This window comes from Mucilaginibacter sp. NFR10 (assembly GCF_900100445.1).
Lineage (GTDB): Bacteria > Bacteroidota > Bacteroidia > Sphingobacteriales > Sphingobacteriaceae > Mucilaginibacter > Mucilaginibacter rubeus.
The window spans coordinates 122406-144597 of record NZ_FMTV01000007.1 but is presented as its reverse complement, the minus strand read 5'-3'; the positions used below and the strand labels follow the sequence as shown (position 1 = coordinate 144597).

At 41.9% G+C, this 22192-nt stretch carries 16 protein-coding genes; 7 read left to right on the top strand and 9 right to left on the bottom strand.

The window, feature by feature from the left end:
• Window positions 1-10: 10 nt before the first annotated feature.
• The gene (lpdA, locus tag BLP33_RS21610) at window positions 11-1402 is read right to left on the bottom strand and encodes a dihydrolipoyl dehydrogenase (RefSeq protein ID WP_090533040.1); all 1392 of its coding nucleotides are present in this window, start codon (window positions 1400-1402) and stop codon (window positions 11-13) included.
• A 399-nt stretch (window positions 1403-1801) separates the two neighbouring features.
• Here lpdA and BLP33_RS21605 point away from each other — a divergent pair, with 399 nt between their 5' ends.
• Window positions 1802-5125, top strand: coding sequence for a TonB-dependent receptor (locus BLP33_RS21605; RefSeq protein WP_090533037.1), 3324 nt, complete (start codon window positions 1802-1804; stop codon window positions 5123-5125).
• Window positions 5126-5543: 418 nt separating this feature from the next.
• On the opposite strand, the gene BLP33_RS27535 is transcribed toward BLP33_RS21605, so the two are convergent.
• The 3 genes from BLP33_RS27535 to BLP33_RS21590 all read right to left on the bottom strand — a co-directional run bounded on the left by BLP33_RS27535 (window position 5544) and on the right by BLP33_RS21590 (window position 7721).
• Window positions 5544-5729 carry a hypothetical protein gene (locus BLP33_RS27535; protein ID WP_090533036.1) on the bottom strand — a complete coding sequence of 62 codons (186 nt, stop codon included), beginning with the start codon at window positions 5727-5729 and terminating at the stop codon, window positions 5544-5546.
• Between the two features lie 101 nt (window positions 5730-5830).
• On the bottom strand, window positions 5831-6520 hold the full coding sequence (locus BLP33_RS21595; RefSeq protein ID WP_090533034.1) for a sterol desaturase family protein: 690 nt from the start codon (window positions 6518-6520) through the stop codon (window positions 5831-5833).
• Between the two features lie 19 nt (window positions 6521-6539).
• Window positions 6540-7721 carry an AIR synthase related protein gene (locus BLP33_RS21590; protein WP_217633207.1) on the bottom strand — a complete coding sequence of 394 codons (1182 nt, stop codon included), beginning with the start codon at window positions 7719-7721 and terminating at the stop codon, window positions 6540-6542.
• 219 nt (window positions 7722-7940) lie between these two features.
• Here BLP33_RS21590 and BLP33_RS21585 point away from each other — a divergent pair, with 219 nt between their 5' ends.
• Window positions 7941-9716: a chloride channel protein gene (locus BLP33_RS21585; protein WP_090533033.1), complete on the top strand. Its 1776-nt coding sequence runs from the start codon at window positions 7941-7943 to the stop codon at window positions 9714-9716.
• A gap of 19 nt (window positions 9717-9735) precedes the next feature.
• Window positions 9736-10230: a hypothetical protein gene (locus tag BLP33_RS21580; protein ID WP_090533031.1), complete on the top strand. Its 495-nt coding sequence runs from the start codon at window positions 9736-9738 to the stop codon at window positions 10228-10230.
• A 77-nt stretch (window positions 10231-10307) separates the two neighbouring features.
• Here BLP33_RS21580 and BLP33_RS21575 read toward each other — a convergent pair whose 3' ends face one another.
• Entirely contained in the window at window positions 10308-12482 is a 2175-nt protein-coding gene (locus BLP33_RS21575) for a glutamine synthetase III family protein (protein ID WP_090533030.1), read from the bottom strand.
• A gap of 598 nt (window positions 12483-13080) precedes the next feature.
• Between BLP33_RS21575 and BLP33_RS21570 the strand changes: the two genes are divergently transcribed.
• The 3 genes from BLP33_RS21570 (at window position 13081) to BLP33_RS21560 (ending at window position 16732) form a co-directional block, all read left to right on the top strand.
• Window positions 13081-14688, top strand: a complete 1608-nt coding sequence (locus tag BLP33_RS21570; protein ID WP_090533028.1) for an ammonium transporter — start codon at window positions 13081-13083, stop codon at window positions 14686-14688.
• A 332-nt stretch (window positions 14689-15020) separates the two neighbouring features.
• Window positions 15021-16061, top strand: coding sequence for a porin (locus tag BLP33_RS21565; protein WP_090533026.1), 1041 nt, complete (start codon window positions 15021-15023; stop codon window positions 16059-16061).
• 71 nt (window positions 16062-16132) lie between these two features.
• Window positions 16133-16732, top strand: coding sequence for a DUF4468 domain-containing protein (locus BLP33_RS21560; RefSeq protein ID WP_090533025.1), 600 nt, complete (start codon window positions 16133-16135; stop codon window positions 16730-16732).
• A gap of 139 nt (window positions 16733-16871) precedes the next feature.
• On the opposite strand, the gene BLP33_RS21555 is transcribed toward BLP33_RS21560, so the two are convergent.
• Both BLP33_RS21555 and BLP33_RS21550 read right to left on the bottom strand, forming a co-directional pair.
• Complete coding sequence (locus BLP33_RS21555) at window positions 16872-18182, bottom strand: ammonium transporter (protein WP_090533023.1); 1311 nt, start codon at window positions 18180-18182, stop codon at window positions 16872-16874.
• A 153-nt stretch (window positions 18183-18335) separates the two neighbouring features.
• On the bottom strand, window positions 18336-18692 hold the full coding sequence (locus tag BLP33_RS21550; RefSeq protein ID WP_090533021.1) for a hypothetical protein: 357 nt from the start codon (window positions 18690-18692) through the stop codon (window positions 18336-18338).
• A gap of 295 nt (window positions 18693-18987) precedes the next feature.
• On the opposite strand from BLP33_RS21550, the gene BLP33_RS21545 reads away from it, so the two are divergent.
• Window positions 18988-19827, top strand: a complete 840-nt coding sequence (locus BLP33_RS21545; RefSeq protein WP_090533019.1) for an energy transducer TonB — start codon at window positions 18988-18990, stop codon at window positions 19825-19827.
• A 520-nt stretch (window positions 19828-20347) separates the two neighbouring features.
• On the opposite strand, the gene BLP33_RS21540 is transcribed toward BLP33_RS21545, so the two are convergent.
• Complete coding sequence (locus BLP33_RS21540; RefSeq protein WP_090533017.1) at window positions 20348-21388, bottom strand: hypothetical protein; 1041 nt, start codon at window positions 21386-21388, stop codon at window positions 20348-20350.
• Between the two features lie 215 nt (window positions 21389-21603).
• Entirely contained in the window at window positions 21604-22086 is a 483-nt protein-coding gene (locus BLP33_RS21535; protein WP_090533015.1) for a YybH family protein, read from the bottom strand.
• Between the last annotated feature and the right edge of the window lie 106 nt (window positions 22087-22192).

Below are 22192 nucleotides of genomic sequence, written 5' to 3'. Positions count from 1 at the left end.
GGCCAGAATACTACAAATGGATACACTCGCCGTAAGCTTCGGCAGCGGCTTCCATTACAGCTTCACTCATGGTTGGGTGAGGGTGTACCGATTTGATGATCTCATGACCGGTAGCTTCCAGTTTGCGGGCGGTAACTACTTCGGCAATCATTTCGGTAACGTTGTAGCCAAGCATGTGAGCGCCTAAGAACTCGCCGTATTTGGCATCAAATATCACTTTTACAAAGCCATCTTTGGCGCCGGCAGCACTTGCCTTACCTGAGGCTGAGAATGGGAATTTACCAACTTTAACTTCATACCCAGCCTCTTTAGCCGCTTTTTCGGTATAACCAACAGAAGCAACTTCTGGTGAGCAATAGGTACAGCCCGGAATGTTGTTATAATCAAGCGGGTGAGGGTTTTGACCGGCAATTTTTTCAACGCAGATAATACCTTCGGCAGATGCTACGTGTGCAAGAGCCTGGCCTTTAACAATATCGCCAATGGCGTAAACACCTTCCACATTGGTACGGTAAAAATCATCAACCAATACTTTGCCGCGCTCGGTTTTAACTCCGTTTTCTTCAAGGCCGATGCCTTCAAGATTGGTGGCGATACCTACTGCAGAAAGAACGATCTCGGCTTCAAGCACTTCAGTGCCGGTAGCTGTTTTTACGGTTACCTTGCACAGGTCGCCGCTGGTATCAACCGACTCCACATTGGAGCTGGTCATGATGTTGATACCCTGTTTTTTAAGAATGCGGTTTAATCCTTTTGATACATCCTCATCCTCTAACGGAACAATATTATCTAAAAACTCAACTACGGTAACTTTTGTACCTATTGAGTTGTAAAAATAAGCAAACTCAATACCGATAGCACCCGAACCAACTACAACCATTGACTTAGGTTGCTGCGGCAATACCATGGCCTGGCGGTAACCGATAACTTTTTTACCATCCTGTTTCAGGTTAGGTAACTCGCGCGAGCGGCCGCCTGTTGCTAATATAATGTGTTTTGCACTGTAGGTTTTAGCTGTACCGTCGGCGGCTTTAACTTCAACAGCGCCTTTGCTTTTTAATTTACCAAAGCCAACAAGAACATCTATCTTGTTTTTCTTCATCAAAAACTGAACGCCTTTGCTCATGCCATCGGCAACGTTACGGCTTCTTTTAACAACCGCGGCAAAGTCAACTTCTCCGGCGCCGTTAATTTTAATACCGTAATCGGCACTATGGTTAAGGTATTCAAAAACCTGGGCGCTTTTTAACAAAGCCTTGGTTGGGATACAACCCCAGTTCAAACAGATACCGCCTAATGATTCTTTTTCGACAATGGCGGTTTTTAAACCAAGCTGGGAAGCGCGGATAGCAGCAACATAGCCACCCGGACCAGACCCAATAACAATTACATCGTAATCCATATTATTATTGATATACTTTAATTTCGTTTCAAAGGTAAATAAGCTGCGCGGATTTTTGTGGTTTTTCCGCAGCCCCCTATTTTTTGAATGCCAAAGCTAAGGAAAAGGGCTGAAACCAAAAAATGTACTGCCGGTATATATCACCTGCCACGCGTTATTTATATCTGCGCTGTGTCATAAAAGTAAAGGGCGTAAAGCAACCGTTAAGCCCGGGTATGATTTAAACCATATTATTTGTAATATTTTCATTGTTTTTGACGATTGTTTTATGGTTTTTATGCTTATAATGTAAAATGTTGATAAATATATAATAATTGTTAACGTTAACTTAACATTGGTAATTAGTTCATTAATTATCTTTGCGCCAATTAATTAAACGTATAATTAAAAAAGCAATTTATGAGGAAGCATTACCTTCTTTTATTCATTTTTTCGCTGCTCACACTAAACTTTGCGTTCGCGCAAAACGTTACTACAAGTAGCATGTCTGGTACAGTGGTTGATGAAAAGGGATTACCACTCCCTGGTGTAACCATTACCGCGTTACACACACCCACAGGTACTAATTATTCAACTGTTAGCCGCGCCGACGGCCGTTACAACTTACCAAACATCCGTGTTGGCGGTCCGTACACTATCAGTTTTAAATTTATTGGTTTTAATACCTTTAGCCAGGATAACATCACGCTATCTTTAGGTCAGGACTTTAAGATCAACGCTAAACTTGCACCTACCAATACCGAACTTAAGGAAGTTGTGGTTTCGGGTGTACAGAACAAGGTTATCAATACTTCAAGAACAGGTTCGCAGGAGATTATTAACCGTGCACAAATTGATCGTTTACCTACTATCACAAGGTCAATTTATGATTACACCAAGTTAACTCCAACTGCAAATGGTACTTCATTTGGCGGCCGTAACGGTAATGGTAACAACTTAACTGTTGACGGTGCCTTGTTCAATAACTCATTTGGTTTATCAAACACCTTAGGTGGCCAGGCAAACTCACAGCCAATTTCATTAGACGCGATTGAGCAGATCCAGGTTTCTGTATCTCCTTTCGACGTAAGCCAGGGCCGTTTTGCCGGTACCGGTATCAATACCGTAACTAAATCAGGTACCAACGAATTTAAAGGCAGCGTTTACTACTACAAACGTTCGGCTGGTTTATTAGGTTTGCATACGCTTACTACTGATGTTCAAAAACCAACTATTGACTACAATCAACGTGGTATCAGCTTAGGTGGCCCGATCATCAAAAACAAATTATTCTTCTTCGTATCTGGTGAACAGGAAAGGATTAAAGATCCGGCTACTTCTTATACAGCTTTACGTGATGGTCAGACAGCAGGTGGTAGTATCTCCCAGGCTTCTTATGCTGATTTAACCGCATTGTCTTCATTCCTTCAAAAAAATTATGGATACAATCCCGGAGCATTTGAAAACTACCAGTTACGTACGCAATCAGATAAAATTGCTGCCAAATTAGACTGGAACATTGACAAGAACAACACTTTATCATTGAAATATTTCTATTTGAAATCTTTCCGTGACGTGCCTCCAAGCAGTTCAGGTGCACCTACAGGTGGTCGTGCACCAAGCAGCACTTCGTTGCCGTTCTTTTCATCTTACTATACCATCAACAACAACTTCAATATTGGTATTGCCGAGTTGAACACCCGTATTAGCTCAAACCTTGCCAATAAATTAACTGTAGGTTACCAGGCCCTGCGCGATTTCCGCGAGTCTCCGGGCGGTGGTTCATTCCCATTGGTTGATATCCAAAACCCTAATGGTACTACTTTAACCTCATTTGGTTATGAGCCGTTTACTGCCAACAACGTATTGAATACCGATACCTGGCAGGCATCTGATAACTTAACCCTTTACAAAGGTAAACACGAGTTTAACTTCGGTTTATCATACGAATCGAACAAGTTTAAAAATGGTTTTGCCCCTAACTATTATGGCGGTTACCGTTTTAAAAGTTTAGCTGATTTTTATGCATCGGCAGATCCTAACAACGGTCTTACAGATGCACAAAGAGCACTTGCTACCCGTTATGATTTCCGCTATTCAGCGCTGCCTGATGGTTCGTTCCCCTTTGCTATCGTAAAATCATATACTATTGGTGCATACGCTCAGGACAAATGGACAGTTAACGATAACTTCAAATTAACTTACGGTGTTCGTTTTGATTTACCAGTTTATAATACTGACAGTCAGTATAATACCAATGCTGCAGCGTTAACAGGTTTCAGGGATGGTTACAAGATTAATACTGCACAGTTCCCTAAAACGAATATCCAAATTTCACCAAGGGTAGGCTTTAACTGGGATGTTAACGGCGATGCCAGCACACAAGTGCGTGGTGGTGCAGGTATCTTTACCGGTCCGGTTCCTTATGTATATATATCAAACCAGGCCAGCAACAATGGTGTACAGTTTGGTTCATATAGCATTGTGCCTGGTGCCGGTGGTGTATCAACAACCGACCCTCGTTTGATCTTCAGCCCGGATGTTAACAAAAACAGGCCGCAAGGCGCTGCAGCCAATACATCATACAACCTGGTTGTTACCGATAAGAACTTCAAGTTCCCTTCAAACTTCAGGCTAAACTTAGCTGTTGACCAGAAATTGCCATTAGGTATTATCGGTACTTTAGAAGGTATCTATTCAAAAGATATCAACTCGGTATATTTTGTTAACCTTGCGTTGCCTACATCAGGTCAGGCTTTAAAGGGTAATGATAACCGGATCCGTTACAGCAGTACTACTGTTTATCCTTCAATCCCTGCTGCCCAGGGTGGTAACACAGCGGCGGTACCTAATATTACCGATGCTATCCTGATGAAAAACACCAGCAAAGGTTATACTTACAGCGTTACCGGCCAGTTACAAAGAACGTTTAAAGAGCTTTACTTTAACATAGCTTACACTCACTCTGATTCACGCTCGGTTAATGACGGTGGTTCTATCGCCCAGTCAACCTGGAGAGACCGTGTTGTATCCGGCGATCCAAACGCTGATGTTACTTCATATGCTAACTTCTACCAGCCAAACCGTATCATCGCTTCGGTATCATTCCGTAAGGATTATATCAAACACCTTACTACTTCGGTTGGTTTAACTTACGAAAGCGCTAACAACGGTGTTGCTTCATACACTTATAATGGCGACTTGAACGGTGACGGTCAAACTACCAACGATTTGATGTACATCCCTAAAGATGCAAGTGATATCGTGTTGGTAGCTGATAACTTGAATGATAAACGTACCACAGACCAAACTTACCAGCAGTTGAACGCGTTTATTAACCAGGACCCATACCTGAGCAAACACCGCGGTCAATATGCTAAGCGTAATGCTTTGGTATTGCCATACTTTCACCTGGTTAACTTTAACTTTACCCAGGACCTGTATGCCTCAACCGGTAAGTTTAAAAATACTTTACAGTTTGAATTTAACATCATCAACCTTGGTAACTTCCTGAACAGGAACTGGGGTAACTTTAAATTTGTTAACCGTACAAGCCCATTATCATTTAAAGGTGTTTACGCCAACAATGCTAATCCTAATGATCCTAACATCGGTAAGCCAACATTCTCGTTCCCTTACTTTGATGATAAAAACCAAATCCCGCTTACATCAACTTTTGGTAACGGTATTTCGCAGGTATCACGCTGGCAAGCTCAAATTGGTTTAAGGTATCTCTTTAACTAATTGAATTTACCATATGATTTAAAGCCCCGGTCAATTTGACCGGGGCTTTTTTTCGTTAGAAATAATTTGATTATATATTTATATTATTTCATAGTGAGTGAAAGTTAATGTATTGGTTAATAATTATTAATCAATACATTGACTTTGTTTTGAATTATGTTTTATATTTGAATAATACTTAAATTTTATCACCGCCTATGAAAACAAATATCGAAATCATCGCGCTCATCCTCTTTAGCTTTTTAATCGGCTTCTCCGTACACTTAGGCTTTACTATGTCAATTGTGTCGTTTGAATTTACGTTATTGAAAGATATATTAAACCCCGGAAATAGCTTTTGGAATCAACTAAATATCTCACTTTTAGTGTTGTTTCATCTTGGATTGTTAGCGCTGCCCTTCATAAGATCATCAAAGTATTATAAAGTCTTTTTGATCTTTATTCCGGCGTGTTTTCTGTTAACTGTTTGCACAAATACGGTCATCTTTTTATTAATAGCGCCGGATTTGGCAGTCTCGATGATTCCCTTTATAGTTATGTGGATCATCTGCCTGGTTAAAAAAGATAATTCTAAGCGCATACCATATGAGGTGTCGTTGAACATATAAGCAAGGATAAAATTCGATCTAACCAATTATAGCCGGGAGCATTTGCATCGCCTCCGGCTTTTATTTTTTATAAAAGGTGAGCTTATAAGCTTATTGTTTAAGGCTTATAAGTTTTAAATAACCTATCCCAGATGTTGGTATAAAAGCCGAAATTAAAATCAATTTCCAGGTGATGCCGATGGTGAAAAGAGGGTGTACCTAAATATTTAAAAGGAGCCATTTTTCGAACAGAGGCAGGAACGGGCTCAATACCTAAATGGCCCATGATACCGAAAAATAAATTGGCTGTAAGGTAAATCAGTACCGCATAGAAATTGAAACCATAAAGAGCCAATATTATAAGCCATAACGAGCCAAAGCCAATCGTTTCGATAGGATGGAGAACAAACAGGTCGATAGGGATAGGATCGGCGTAATGATGGTGAAATTTGTGGATCGCTTTATAAATAACTGAGTGGTGGATGAAGTAATGGAAAATGAACATAGCCAGGTCCATCAGCATAAATAAGAGCAAGAAATCAAGAAGGGTGTACCACTTTAACTGGAACGTGAGTGTTATATAGTTGTGCTTAAAAAGCCAATAACCGGCATAGGTGATCGCTGTGTTGATGGCATTGGTTAACATGCATACCAGAATCTCGTTTCGGCTTGTCCGTTTTATTGGTTTGTTGGATAGTTTTAAGATCAACCATCCGAATAGCAGGGCCAGGGTAGTAACAAAAAGGTTTTCGGCTAAAAATATCGCCCATAATTTTAATGGGGACAAAGTAGCCAAAAACCTCAGCATAAATTTATGTCGTTATTATTTACTCGTACTCAAACACTCCAAACTCCGATGTCACGGTTACTTTTTTAGTATCAGCCTTTTCTACACGGCCAATGATCTGTGCATCAACACCAAAGTTTTTTGAGGTATTGATCAGGTCAGCAGCTATAGCTTCAGGCACATAAAGCTCCATGCGGTGCCCCATATTAAATACCTTGTACATTTCCTGCCAGCTGGTTTTTGACTCCTCGTGAATGAGTTTAAACAATGGTGGTACGGGGAACAGGTTGTTTTTTATGATATGCAAACCTTCTACAAAATGCAATACTTTGGTTTGCGCGCCGCCGCTGCAATGTACCATGCCATGAACCTGGCTGCGGTAGCCATCAAGTATTTGCTTAATGATTGGCGCGTAGGTGCGGGTCGCACTTAAAACAAGCTTGCCTGCCGTTACGGTTTCACCGTTGCCAATGTCAATTGCATCGGTAAGGTTTTTACTGCCCGAAAAGATCAGCTCGTAAGGGATGGCCGAGTCATAGCTTTCGGGGAATTTATCGGCAATGCTTTTATTGAATACATCATGGCGGGCAGATGTAAGGCCGTTTGAGCCCATGCCGCCGTTGTATTCTTTTTCATAAGTAGCCTGACCGTATGAGGCAAGCCCTACAATTACATCGCCGGGCTCAATACGATGGTTTGAAATCACATCTTCGCGCTTCATACGGCAGGTAACCGTCGAATCAACAATGATAGTACGTACCAGGTCGCCTACATCGGCAGTTTCGCCGCCGGTTGAGTAAATGCCGATGCCGGCCCCGCGCAGTTCAGCTAAAATTTCTTCGGTACCATTAATGATAGCGGCAATAACTTCACCGGGAATGAGGCCTTTATTGCGGCCGATGGTTGATGACAGCAGGATGTTGTCAGTAGCGCCAACACAAAGCAAATCATCAAGGTTCATGATGATGGCATCCTGGGCTATGCCGCGCCATACAGAGATATCGCCTGTCTCTTTCCAGTAGGTATAAGCCAGGGACGATTTGGTACCAGCACCATCGGCATGCATAATATTGCAATACTCAGGATCGTTGGTTAAGATATCGGGTACTATTTTGCAGAAAGCTTTTGGGAAAATGCCTTTATCGATATTTTTTATGGCATTATGAACGTCATCTTTGGAGGCTGATACGCCACGCTGATCATATCTTTGCGAAGAAATCATGGGCAAATATAATGCTATTAACCTTAATTTTCAGAAAGAGTGCTACTCCTTATACGGAGTTTAAATTATGAGTGTGACCTGATTAATAAAATTGACCGAAATTGTGTTTCTTTGTAAGAAAATCGACTAATACACGTCATTAGTCTGTTTTATCAGCTTAATTGAAAACAATTCGCGCTCATAACTCTTCATCAGCAGAATTGGTAGTATATACTTCTTATGTTAAAAACGCTTTCCTACAAAATAAACCGCTGGCGGTTAAAACGCAATAGTCAACGTAACTTTTTAATTTATTGCAGCGTGTTTGTAGGTTTTATGGGCGGACTGGCCGCCGTTGCCCTTAAGTTTTTAGTGCATTTAATGGAAGAGTTAAGCCGGAATATCTCTTCGCACCTGTATTATCATATAGCATATGTGTTTTTGCCAGCAATAGGCATTTTGGGTACGGTGCTGTATCAGCACCTGATCAATCGCGATAAGATTGAAAAAGGGATAGGTAAGGTGCTCATCAATATCAAAAAGAACCGCTCAAACATCAAAGCCAATAATATTTATTCGCATTTAATAACCAGTTCATTAACCATAGGCTTCGGCGGTTCGGCAGGGTTGGAGGCGCCTATTGTTTGTACAGGTACTGCCATTGGCTCAAATGTGGGCAAGTTTTTTAAGCTTACACCGTATGAGAAAACAGTACTGTTGGCAGCGGGGTGTTCGGCGGGCATAGCTGCAGTATTTAACAGTCCTATTGCCGGGGTGCTTTTTTCGCTGGAGATATTAATAGGAGAGATCACCATTCCTACTTTTATACCTTTATTGATAGCCTCTGCTACGGGAGTTGTGGTTTCCAAATTATTATACTCGGGGCAATTGTTCCATTTGGTTACCGAAGGCTGGGCAATGAACGCCCTGCCCTTTTATGTGCTGCTTGGCATATTAAGCGGATGGATAGCGATATATATATCCAAAGTAGGGGGTAAACTTGAAGGAGGGATCCTAAAAAAACAAAACCGGTACGTGAGGGCAGTTGGTGGCGGTGTGATATTAGGGTTGATCATTGCTGTGTTTCCTCAATTGTTTGGCGAAGGGTATCATTATCTCACCGAAATTTTAAATGGTAATATCAATGTATTAAAGGAAGAAAGCTTTTTTGCCAACTGGCTTTCCGAACCGCTTGTCATGCTGTTATTTATAGGGGCACTCGTGTTTACCAAGATCATTGCTGCGGGTATTACCATTGGTGCCGGTGGCAATGGCGGTACATTTGCACCTACGGTATTTACCGGCGCTTTCCTGGGCTTGTTTGTGGCTTACGGGGTTAATCAAACCGGGCTGATACATTTAAATACGGTTAATTTTATTGCGGTGGGTATGGCGGGGGCCCTGGCTGGCGTATTGCATGCACCCTTAACTGCTATATTTTTGATAGCCGAAATTACCGGTGGATATGTGCTGTTTATCCCGCTCATGATCGTATCAGCTATGTCATACATCATATCGCGCTATTCATCGCCTCATAATATGTACTGGAGCCAGCTGATTCATCATAACAATATTCACCCGGGGCAGGATTATGGCATGCTTAACAGTATAATGCTTGATAGCATCATTAACCGCAAATACACCCCGGTTGATAAACAAATGCCGGTTGGCGAATTTTACCAGGTACTGGCAAAAACCGATGCCAATATTTTCCCGGTGCTTAAAGAGGACGGAAGTCTTGAAGGTGTTGTATTGATAGACGACATTCGCCGGCGCTTGTTCAATAAAGACATCGCGGATGAAAATATAGCCGATATCATGATTGAACCACCGGCTATAATTGATTATGATCAACCGGCCAGCAGCGTTATGGACACCTTTGATGCCATTGACGTATGGCAGTTACCGGTAGTAAAAGATGAGGTTTTTATCGGCTTTATATCCAAATCGGCATTGCTGTCAAAATACAGGGCTGTGATTATTGAACAGCATAAGGCGAGTGATTTGTTTGCGTAGATAGTAAGCTATATAAAATATGAATCAAGGCGACGTGTTTACTTTTTTGGCGGCAGATAATCGGTATAAAGTGATCATCTGCACGAGTATTTACAAAGCGCGGAGCCCGCATTATTGCATTTTTGCTGCCTTAACATATGATAATGAAGAGATCCCTGTAATTGAGGATGCCATCAATAGTGGCTTTTGGGGGAAGGCCGTTTATAAGGGCGGTAATTTTAAATATCCGGACTCTCAAATTCAATGTATGTGGCAATATCATCCCGAAATTAAGCCTTATTATTTAGGTAGTTACGGGTTACTTATTTGGCGAAAGGATTTTTTGCAGTTTAAGGATAATATGAAGTTTGTCGGCAATCTGAAAATTATTAATGACTTGGATAAAAATGTAAATAGCAGCATGAATGCAAGCAGTTGGTTAACTTTGCAGCGTTTTTTTAACAGTGAAATTTCAAAGGTATTAACATACCGGTCGCAAAAAGTATTTGAGGTACGTTCAGTACTTTGCCAATAGTGGTGAGGTTATAGTGCTAAAACAAAAATGCCGCTAACGTTTAACATCAGCGGCATTTGTATTTTAAAATCAAAGTTCTATTTAATAAACAACAACTCCCTGAATTTTGGCAGCGGCCATTGGCGGTCATCAACCAGTTGCTCCAGTTTATCAACGTGGTAGCGGATAGGCTGGAAGAATGATTTTACCTTTTCATCGTAATCAATAGCGCGCTGACGAAGGTCGTCAATAACGTTAGCTTTTTTACGCTCTTCAACCATTTGCTCGGTATTGGTTTTAATGAAGTTCACATGCTCGGAGATCCTGTTAATGATGTCCAGCTGCGAAGCATAAGTTGCTTTATCCAGGCCAATGTCTTTTAGTCCTTTTACATTTTCAATCAGTTTGCTTTGATAAGCAATTGCTGCCGGGATAATCACGTTCATCACCATTTCGCCAATTACGCGGGCTTCTATCTGTAGCTTTTTGTAGAAAGCATCAAGTAAGATCTCGTGACGTGCATGCGCTTCACGCACGGTGAACACGCCGGTTTCGGCAAAAAGGTGTTCCGACTTATCGTTTATTAAAGCATCCAGCGCTTTTGGTGTGGTTTTAACATTGGGTAAACCTCTTAGCGCGGCTTCTTTTTCCCATTCTTCGCTATAACCATTTCCCTCAAAGCGGATGTTTTTTGATTCTTTGATGTACTTTTTGATCACCATTAATAAAGCCAGATCTTTTTTCTCGCCTTTCTTCATCAGCTTATCTACATCGTATTTGAATTTTTTAAGCTGATCGGCAACGATAAGGTTAAGAATGGTCATCGGGCTGGCCGAGTTGGCTGATGAGCCTACTGCGCGCAGCTCAAACTTGTTACCGGTAAAGGCAAAAGGTGAGGTACGGTTACGGTCGGTATTGTCGGGTAAAATTTGCGGGATCTTAGGGATGCCCTGCCATAACAGGTTTTCTTCTTTAATTTTTTTGCTGATGCGGGATGTTTCTATCTCATCAAGCACGTCGCTAAGCTGGCTGCCCAAAAATATAGATATAATGGCCGGAGGGGCTTCATTGGCGCCTAAACGGTGGTCATTGTTAACTGATGCAATGGATGCCCTTAACAGGTCGGCATGCTCGTGTACCGCTTTGATGGTATTCACAAAAAAGGCCAGGAACATGAGGTTGTTTTTAGGCGTTTTGCCTGGCGATAACAGGTTTTTGCCTGTATTGGTTATCAACGACCAGTTATTGTGCTTGCCCGAACCATTAAGGCCTGCGTATGGTTTTTCATGAAGTAATACCTTAAAGTTATGGCGCCTGGCAACACGGTCCATCAAATCCATTAACAGTTGGTTATGGTCGATAGCGAGGTTGATCTCTTCATATATCGGTGCACATTCAAACTGGGATGGAGCAACCTCATTATGACGGGTTTTAAGCGGGATGCCTAATTGCAATGCTTCGGCTTCCATATCCTGCATGTAAGCATACACGCGCTCAGGTATCGAGCCAAAGTAATGATCTTCCAGTTGCTGGTTTTTGGCCGACATGTGGCCGAATAAAGTGCGGCCGGTTAAATAAAGATCGGGACGGGCATTAAATAAGGCCAGGTCAACCAAAAAGTATTCCTGCTCAATACCTAATGATGCATTTACTTTTTCAATGCCTTTATCAAAATAATGGCAAACATCAACGGCCGCTTTATCAAGCACGTTCAGTGCCTTTAATAAAGGTACTTTATAATCAAGTGCTTCGCCGGTGTACGATACGAACACCGTTGGGATACACAGGGTACGCGCCATTAAAAAGGCAGGCGAGGAAGGGTCCCAGGCAGTATAACCGCGGGCTTCAAAAGTATTACGGATGCCGCCGCTCGGGAAGCTTGAGGCATCAGGTTCCTGTTGTGCAAGGGCATCGCCCGAAAAACGTTCTATAGCGCCGCCATCGGCAGTGGGCTCAAAAAAAGCGTCATGTTTTTCGGCAGTGGTGCCCGTAAGCGGTTGAAACCAGTGTGTATAATGGGTTGCGCCTTTGCCTAAAGCCCAGGCTTTCATTGCCGAGGCTATCTGTTCTGCCAGGTCGCGCGGAATTGGCTCACCTTTTTCAATTGAATTTACAATTCCCTGGTAAGCCTCTGATGAAAGGTATTCCTTCATCTTCTTTTTATCAAAAACATTCGATCCGAAATAATCGGAAATTTTTGGTGAAGGCGGTTTTACTTCAGGGATAGTTCTTGAAAGTACATCCTGTAAGGCTTTAAAACGGATATTGGACATATTTTATGAGGTTTAAATAAAGGTTAGTGTTCAAAAATATAACTATCCTTTAAAATATCGGGCAAAATTAAGTGAAATATAACATACCACCTAATCATTAAAAAACTGATATAATTTAAAGGAAAGTCTTAATTCTTCTGAAAATTCTGCTTTAAATTAATAAAATCGTGTTTTTTTAATGTTTTTGGGCGTGTTTTTGCTTTTAAAACTGATTAATTGGTGTTTTAAACTGTAAAAATTAGATTTTTCAATTTTTTTTATGATGAAAATGAATTTAGATTGAAAATATCATTTTTAAATGTTTAAAAAATGACATTATAAGAGCCTTGTTTTTGCAATTTTCATAATTTTTCGATTTTTTACCATTAATTTATCATTAATAATTTGTTATTCTTAAAAATACTACCTAATTTCAGAAAATAATTTACGAAAACACACCAATTATTATGCTTTTTATAAAAAAATGAAAAAGATTAGAAGCGGGATTGAGGATTTGGAGGTGAAAAGGGTTTTGTAATTCAGGATAGCAATCAAACTAAATTTAAATACAACAATCAAACTAATTAATTTTTAAAAAACAATCAAACTAAATTAAACGATGAAAGTAGGTTCTACAAAACACAACTTCCTAAGTGCAGTCCGACAGCTGACACGTGAAAAATGGGCGCTGGGAGCAACCATTTTTACAGGGAAAATGATTGGCTTATTGCTGGTGTTTGCCGCAATGATGGTTTTGCCAGGTGTATTTGGCACAAAAGCTAACGCTGCCGAAACGTACACCGCCCATGAAACAGCGTTAATTAACACGGTTAATACTGTTTGGACACTGGTTGCTGCCTTTTTGGTATTTGGTATGCAGGCGGGTTTTGTTATGCTCGAGGCTGGTTTCGCCCGTAAACGCGAAACAGTGAACGTGCTGATGGAGTGTATTTTTGATACTTGTCTTTGTGGTTTACTATTTTATGCTGTAGGTTATGCCTTTATGTTTGGCAACGGTAACGGCTTTATTGGCTGGGGTGGTGCTGATGGCAAAACCTGGTTCTTCCTTCAAAACACCCCTGAAACTTATGGTTCAACCGGCATCCCGGTATTGGCACATTGGATTTTCCAGTACGCTTTTGCTGATACCTGCTCAACCATCGTATCAGGTGCAATGATCGGTCGTACCAGTTTCCGTGGCGATATTCTTTACAGTATCGGTATTACCGGCTTTATTTATCCTATCATCGGTCACTGGGCATGGGGTCCGGATGGTTTCCTTGCCTTAATGGGAACTTCAGGCTTCTTTAAATCAATAAGCGCTCAGCCTTTCCGTGACTTTGCAGGTTCAACAGTAGTACATACTATTGGTGGTGTGGCTTCTTTGGCTGGTGCAATGGTATTAGGCCCACGCTTAGGCAGGATATTTGCCCGCGATGATAAAGAAAAAGGCGGTTTGCCTCCAGGTCACAACTTATTGGTTGCTGCTGTAGGTGGTTTTATACTTTGGTTTGGTTGGTATGGTTTTAACCCTGGTTCAACGCTATCAGCAATGGATATGCAGGGTATCGGCCGTGTTGCTGCTAACACTACACTTGCAGCCTGCGCCGGCGGTTTTGCTGCTATGCTTGCCGCTTTATGGTTTGGTCCAACTAAAGGTAAATTTGATTTGGCCTTTACAATAAATGGATTTTTAGGTGGCCTTGTTGCAATTACCTGTCCTTGTTATTGGGTAAGCCCGCTTGGCGCGATCCTGTTGGGTGTGGTTGCCGGCTTTGTAATATTTGCAGGTGTTTACCTGATCGAGTGGTTCCGTATCGATGATCCGGTTGGTGCGGTGTCAGTACATGGTCTTTGCGGTATCTGGGGTACTTTATCATTGGGTTTATTTGCTTCAGGCCAGTATGGTGCTACAGGCCCAACAGGCGCAGATAACTCTGCTCCGGTAGCAGGTTTGTTCTATGGCGGCGGCTTTGATGTGTTGAAGGCGCAGCTTATAGGTAGCTTGACTATTACCGTTGCTGTGTTTGTAATTACTTATGTGATGATGTTTGTGATCAACAAATTAGGTCATCCATGGAAATTACGTATCGAAGAGCATGGTGAAACAGGCGCAGGTGGTATCGACGTATTTGACCACGGTATCGAAGTTTACCCAGTTCAGGATGATGAGATCAGCTTAAGCGGCCTTTTTGATAATGGCGCTAAGGTTGCTTCTGAAGCCTGATCATATAGGAGCTTAACAGCTTAAACAAAGATATTGATGCCTTGTGCGGTTGGAGAGTGGTAGTATTAGCCTATAGTCCTCAGTTTAAAGTCGGGAGTTCATTTCTGACTTTAAACTAAGGTGGTGGCTTAAGACTAAACAGCATTTCATATTAAAACAGCATTAGTTGTTTAAATGGACGTTGCCGTTGCCAACTGTGCAGGGATTTTTTATGCCGACACATAAACTATCCTTTTAACTGCAAGGTATTGATAATCAAATAATAACAGTGTATTTTCCCGAAAAAACAACAATTAACAAATAGTTTATCAATTCACAATTAAATCGTTATCATGAAAAAAGTATTTCTACTCTTCTCATTTTTTTCAATTGCAGCCTTTACGGTTAAGGCTCAGGACACGGTTAAAACAACCTCAGATTCCCCTCTGGTGATCTACGGTTCGGTAGATACCTATTATAAATATGATTTTTCTGATAAGGGCTCACAAATCCCTACCAGCTTTGCAAGTGATCATAATTCAGTATCAATTGGTATGATTGATCTGGGTTTGAAGAAAAAAGTTGGTAAAGCAGCTTTTGTGGGCGAGCTTTCATTTGGTCCGCGTGGCCAGGCCCAATCAATTCCTAATGGTCCTAATGGCGATTCATTCCACATTCAAAATTTGTACGTATCATATGATCTAACCGATAAATTAAACCTTACCGGTGGTTATATGGCTACCTTTATTGGTTATGAGGTTATTAGCCCGGTAGGTAACTTTAACTACTCTACTTCGTATTTATTTACCAACGGTCCGTTCCAAAACCCTGGTGTTAAATTAACTTACGCGTTTAGCGATAAAGTAAGTTTAATGGCCGGTATTTTTAATGATACCTGGAACAATTATACTTCAACGCATAAGGTAAATACTTTCGGCTCACAGTTGTTTGTATCTCCTGTTAAAGGATGGACTGCTTATCTTAATCTTGCTACCGGAAGCACTTCAGGTACCGAAGTTGATTTAACAACCGCTTATCAAATTACTGATGCCTTTAAACTGGGCTTAAACGGCGCTACTTATTCTGCTCCGCATGATGGTGGTGGTTTTAGCGGCGTTGCTTTATATCCGCAGTTAGCAGTATCAAAAACAGTAACTTTAGGTTTAAGGGGCGAGTACTTTAAAACTAAAAAAGGTGATTTAGTAACTTTAGGCCCTCCTCCGGGACAAAATGTTAAAGCATTTACCTTTACTGCAAATATTAAATCAGGCCCGCTTACTTTCATTCCTGAAATCAGGTTAGATCATGGCTCGTCTACATCATTCCTGAACCACTCTGGCGATCCTTCGAAATCAGCCGGTCAGTTTGCTGTAGCTGCTGTGTACGCTTTCTAAAAAAAATAATTTAATCTATTTTTATCGCGAGCCGTTCCGGGTTTATCCGGAACGGCTTTTATATTTGTTAAATGAAAAAGATACTATTAGGCTTTGTTGGTCTCCTTTTTTCGTCAGGCGCTTTTGCGCAGAAGGATTCGCTGGCTTTTGATGAGAATAATAAATACATTTATTATAAAACGGTTGACCAGCCCGGCTCCATTGCAGATTCGCTTTATAGCAGGGGATTGTATTTTTTGACCAAGGCTTATCCTAAAAAAGTGCTTAAACTGGCAAAGGCCGATAAGGATGGCAATGCGCTTACCGGTACGGGTATTTTTTTGGTTAACAAAAAAGGCCTGATGGGTAATAGTGAAGGCGGCGAGCTAAGCTATACGCTTAAAGTAGAGGTAAAAGATGGTAAATACCGTTATTGGTTAACAGATTTTGTTTATCAGCCATATCAGCGTAACCGTTATGGTAATGTGGAACATATGCATGGCAAGGATGTCGCCCTGGAAAAGGCAGCCGAAAAATTATCGAAGGTTGATTTTAATGCCTGTTTAAACCAGGTGCTGAGCAACAGCAAGCATGTAGGTGATAATTTAAAGGCTTATATGCTTAAAACCTCATCGCTTGAGAAGCCGGCGGAAGTTAAAAAAGTAAAAAGGGTATCTACTAAAGAATGGTAGTTTTCTTGAGTTTGCAGTTGCAGTTTTGCAATTTCAGTAAATAATGTGCAAGATGAAATAAAAGAGCCGCACACTGTAAAGGGTGCGGCTTATTTTTTATGTTGTTAATTGAGTTTAATCAGGTAGGGTAGGATCTGGTTTACAGTTCTTCGTCGTGCTGACTGATGTCAAGGCCTGCAAGTTCTTCTTCTGGTGTTACACGCAGTGTGCTGATCATGTCGGTGATCTTTAATAAGATGAATGAGCCGAAGAAAGCGAAGGCTGATACACCTACAAGGGTAATTAAATGAATAATGAAAAGGTGTGTTTCGCCGTAAAATAAACCGTTACCGGTTGTGTTGGCGGCGTTTACGTTTTGGTGTGCAAATACGCCGGTTAATAACATGCCTACCATGCCGCCTACACCATGGCATGGGAATACGTCGAGGGTATCATCAATGCTGGTTTTTGTTCTCCAGATCACAACCAGGTTACTTACTACTGCTGCTACGATACCGATAATTAATGAATGGGGAATAGTTACATAGCCCGCTGCCGGAGTGATAGCCACCAAACCTACAACCGCGCCGATACAGGCACCTAATACACCCGGTTTTTTGCCGCGAAGGATATCAAAGAACATCCAGGCCATAGCAGCCGCGGCTGATGCTGTAGTGGTTGTTGCCAAAGCGGTTGCTGCCAATGTGCCCGAACCTAATGCCGAACCCGCGTTAAAGCCAAACCAGCCAAACCATAATAGGCCTGTGCCTAATAATACATAACTGATCCGGGCCGGATTGTGTGATGTTTCATTACGGCCTTTTAAATATATGGCTGATGCCAAAGCTGCCCAGCCTGCACTCATGTGCACCACGGTGCCGCCGGCAAAATCAAGTACACCTTTTCCGAAAAGGAAGCCTTTTGGATGCCAGGTAGCGTGAGCTAAGGGTGCATATATAAACACCATGAACAGGCAAAGGAAGATGACATAAGAGTTGAAGCGGATCCTTTCGGCAAACGCGCCGGTGATGAGGGCCGGGGTGATAACCGCAAATTTTAGCTGGAACATAGCAAATAGTATCAGCGGGATAGTTGGGGCCAGTTCCCAGGTGGCGTTGCCCAATGTGCCTTTCATCATAAAGAAAGTGCCGGGATTGCCGATAAAGCCACCAAACTCATCTTCGCCAAAGGCAAGGCTAAAGCCGAATATTACCCATATAACAGTAATTACACCCATACAAACAAAGCTTTGCAGCATGGTTGACAGTACGTTTTTTTTGCTCACCATACCACCATAAAAAAATGCCAGGCCAGGGGTCATGATCAGTACAAGGGCGGTACTTACTAATAGCCAGGCGGTATCACCTGTATCAATTTTGCTGTCTTTAATGGTTGTAAGAGTAACTGAAGGGTATAGAAGGGCTAATACAATTACAATTAAAAGTATGCCGAAGGGTATGAATTTTTTCATGTTTTGGGTTTAAGGGAGGAAAAATGAAGATTTGAATAATACTGCCCGGTATCCAATCAAAAATACCGGACAGCATTAAAACTAAATTTTTTTAAAAAACAATAAATCCTGCATGCTTAATCAGAGCATGAGGGTTGGTTTATTGTTTTTTGCCTACCAAAAATCGTGAAACGGAAAAAGGATGAGTTTGCGGAACCTGGAGAGCTTGCTTGTATCCAGTTCGCAAATGAAATCAAGGTATTTAAATTTAATGGCGTAGCCGCCGGGCATTGCTACAAAGGCCTGTAAAGAATGTGCACCCCTATGCTGGTGTATATTAATAGCGGGCGTGAGTGCATTATTGAGTGCGAATTCAAAATTTAACGGGCGATGGTGCGGTATTGTCGCAGATACCGTGGTTTTTTTTGTGGTTTTGTGGTAATAATGGTATAATTCACCCTTGGCGGATGCTGTGAAGCCGCTAAAGAGTAAAAAAAATAAGGCGATAAGTTTATAAAGCCTGTTAACCATATCTAAAAGTAATAAAAAAATAAAATAACTGTACTTTTTTTTAAAATATTTTAAGTTTTTGATGATTTATATATAAAAATTGTGTTTAAATGAATGTTTTTGTGCTGTTTTTATTTAATTGGCAAAAAAAATGGACTTGGTTATTGATTTTTAAACAGATTATTATGATTTGATGGTTTTTGTAAGAAGATGAAAATTTGATGAAAAATTAGACGAAATTATTTTCGATAAATTTAGTTTTATACAAAATATAATATAACTATATTCGTTATAATTGAAATTTAATTCTGAAACTATGCTTATCACCAAATTTGATTTGTACAATGCCGAGTGGCTCGACCTTGTATTTGACCATCGCAACAAAAATTACGGCGCTTATGAATTAAGACAAAGCTATGGGCGTACCATGACAAAATCCATGGGGATCGCCTTTGCGGCAGTAGCCCTTTTATCGGCTGCAGCCATTATTTTTAAGGCAAAGCCGAAGCCAATTGATAATAGGCGGATAATAGAAGTGACACTTGATCCTTCCATCCCCAAACCACCTGTTGAGGCTAAACCCAAGCAGCCGGATGCTCCTGCTCCAATGGAGCATCAAAAGCCGGCTGCCCCGGTTGAAGCAAAAGGTTTCACCACGCCGCACCTGGTAACAACAGACCCGCCAACAGACCCGCCTACAATAGATCAACTGAAAAATGTTGCCATTGGGCCGGTAGATGCAGTAGGGAAGAGCGGAACAGATAATGTAGCCAAAACAGACGAAGGAACTCCCGGAGGAACAGGAACTGCCAAAGTTGATGATGGCGTTCATACACTTGGTGAAGTACTTGAAGTAATGCCAGAACCTGTTGGCGGTGCTGCAGCATGGGCTAAATTTTTGCAAAAGAACCTGCGTTTCCCGGCGGTTGCCCAGGAGCAGGGTGTTTCAGGCAAAGTTCTTCTGAGTTTCATTATTGAAAAAGATGGCACTTTATCAAATATAAAAGTGGACCGTCCTGCAGGCTATGGTTTTGATGAGGAAGCTTTACGTGTACTTAAATTAGCCAAAGCCTGGAAGCCTGGTGTGCAAAACGGCCAGAATGTGCGGGTTAGGTACAGTATCCCAATAAGCTTTCAGTTAGCGACAGAAGAATAGGTAATAATTTGCTGTGTGTTTTTAATTAAATGTGTGTTATATAGTAGCTAACTGTTTCGGCCCCGCGCAAGCGGGGCTTTTTGTTATTCATCATGCCTCCCGGAAGTTATTTATGAACAGGTAAAAGATTTTTGGTAGAGACGCATCACATGCGTCTCCCATAGGGCAAGCTGGTTTGTAAGTCATTAAGTTCAGGAATTTGCATGCGGGAGACGCATGTGATGCGTCTCTACATAAAAAAACAAAATTCGTCATTGCGGGTAGCCACCCTTGGGAGCCCGGAAAAAATTGCGGTGATGTATAAAATAGATTTTAACGATGGTGCGCGGGGGCCGCGTTAGTGATAGGAGCGGATACCGGCCAATGAGCATAAGGCCTGCAGGCGTATGAGCGTATAGCACGGCCGCAGGCAACGCCCATATTTATAATATTGATCGGGAAAACACATTTAACGATCAGTAACTTACTGTCGCGTTATTTAAGTAATGAAGTTATGAGGCCTTTTTTTATAAAATCTTCATCAGGCTGTTTTTAAAAAGCCTCTTAATACCTCATTATATAAAGACTGTGCCGAGACTATCGCCGAGTATTTTCCACTTTCTGTTATCACAATAAAAGGATCTTCATTTGCAAACAGGGCATTTGTTTGCTGCTCATTATCCCAGTTTTTGTCTATCTGTTTTTTTATCAGTACCGGCTTAAATAAATTATCAAGGTGTACGGTGCTGATATGCTTTGCGCCGCCTGTGCTTTCAATAGTTTGGCCAAGTTCGTTCTGTAAAAGCTGCTCGGTTAATAATTCGTTAGGTAAACCGGTGGTAGTTGAAAATGCCATCCAGGCGTGGCTCAGGGCAAGGATACCCTGCATCCAGGGCGGTGGCGGCGGAGCATTATAATAACTGCCGGGCGGCAAGAGGGCTAACGGACCTAATAATGCCCATTGTGCGGCAGCCGCGCGGGCGGCATAAAAGGTTCTTAAGTATCGGGGGTCTTCTTTTAGCAATTGTTCCAGGAGGTCGCCGGGGCGGGCCCAGCCTAAATAAGTTTGCTCTCTTGCTTCGACAGTTGCTACAAAAACAATTTTATCGGGCTTTTTTAGGCGGTCGGCACCGGCCAGCAAAACTAACAACCGGGTTTCCCACCAGGCGTGGCCATCTTCAAGGTCGATCACCGCGACACCCGAAGAGGTGGCCGCGCGCAGTGTTTCGAGGATATTGGAGGTGCCGCTGTCGGCAACGTACTGTCCCCGTACACCGATATTGGCGGGCACGGTAAAGCCCGAATTTGACAGTTGCTGGATTTTTGAAAAGTCGATCTTGAGGTCGCCATAGCCTATGCTGCCCCCGCGCTCAATAACTACATTGAGGATTGCGAGGACGATAGGGAGCAGGCTAAGGATAAAAATACCGATCAAAACGGTGTTATTGGCCGATTCGGCAGGCCAGCCTGTATAAACACGGAGCACCCCCGTAAGCAGCAGGAGCACCAATAAAACAACAACGGCGGTAATGATACTCACCTTTGGTGTAAACGGCCAGAAACTATGATCGCGTGGTTTCATTTATTTCGCCTTTTAATAAAGTGCTAATTATGGTAAAGCGCAATTGTGCTTGTGCAAATCCTGATTGCTGGTTGGTATGATTTTATTGCTGTTAGATGAATGAAATTAAATATAAAATATTGAAATACAATGCGTTGAATCACGCTTTGCGTGTGCGGTTTTTACGTGAATGTAAAAAGCGGCGTTATTTTACTGACAGCTGAGGCTGGGCAGAATTATTTTGCAACTTCCGGAGCGGCCTGGGCCATTTCCCTTATAGAAACCCAACCGTAAGGGCTGTTTTTATACTTTACAAAAACAGTCATCGACCGCCCCCTGCCTACAGACGGCTTGCCGCCATTTACCGGGGTTGCCCTAAACGCGAATATGCAGGTTTCGATAATGGTGTTGCCATTAAAGGCGGTACTTTCAACCTGGTTTTGGATTAATTCCATCCTGGATGTACGGAACATGGCTGTTAACTGCCGGGCCAGCTGCGCGCGACCGGTAACCACATTGTTGCCGCCAAAATATTTAACAATATCGGGATGGTGCAACGCTACTATAGCCTTTACATCACTATGAGCAAAAGCCGTAGTAAAAGCGGCCTTGGTTTTTTGAAGGGCAAGTTTGTCGGCGGCAAGGTTATCGCTTTGGGGAGCTGACGAACAGCCGCAAAATATTAAAACGATGAAAATAAGGTAGCGCGATGTTTTCATACCGGTTATTGATTTTTGATAACAAAATAGCGAATGCTAACGGTATGGGTTTGATGAATTGATGATTGTGTTGGGATAATTGACGAGATGCGGGTTGGGAGGGATG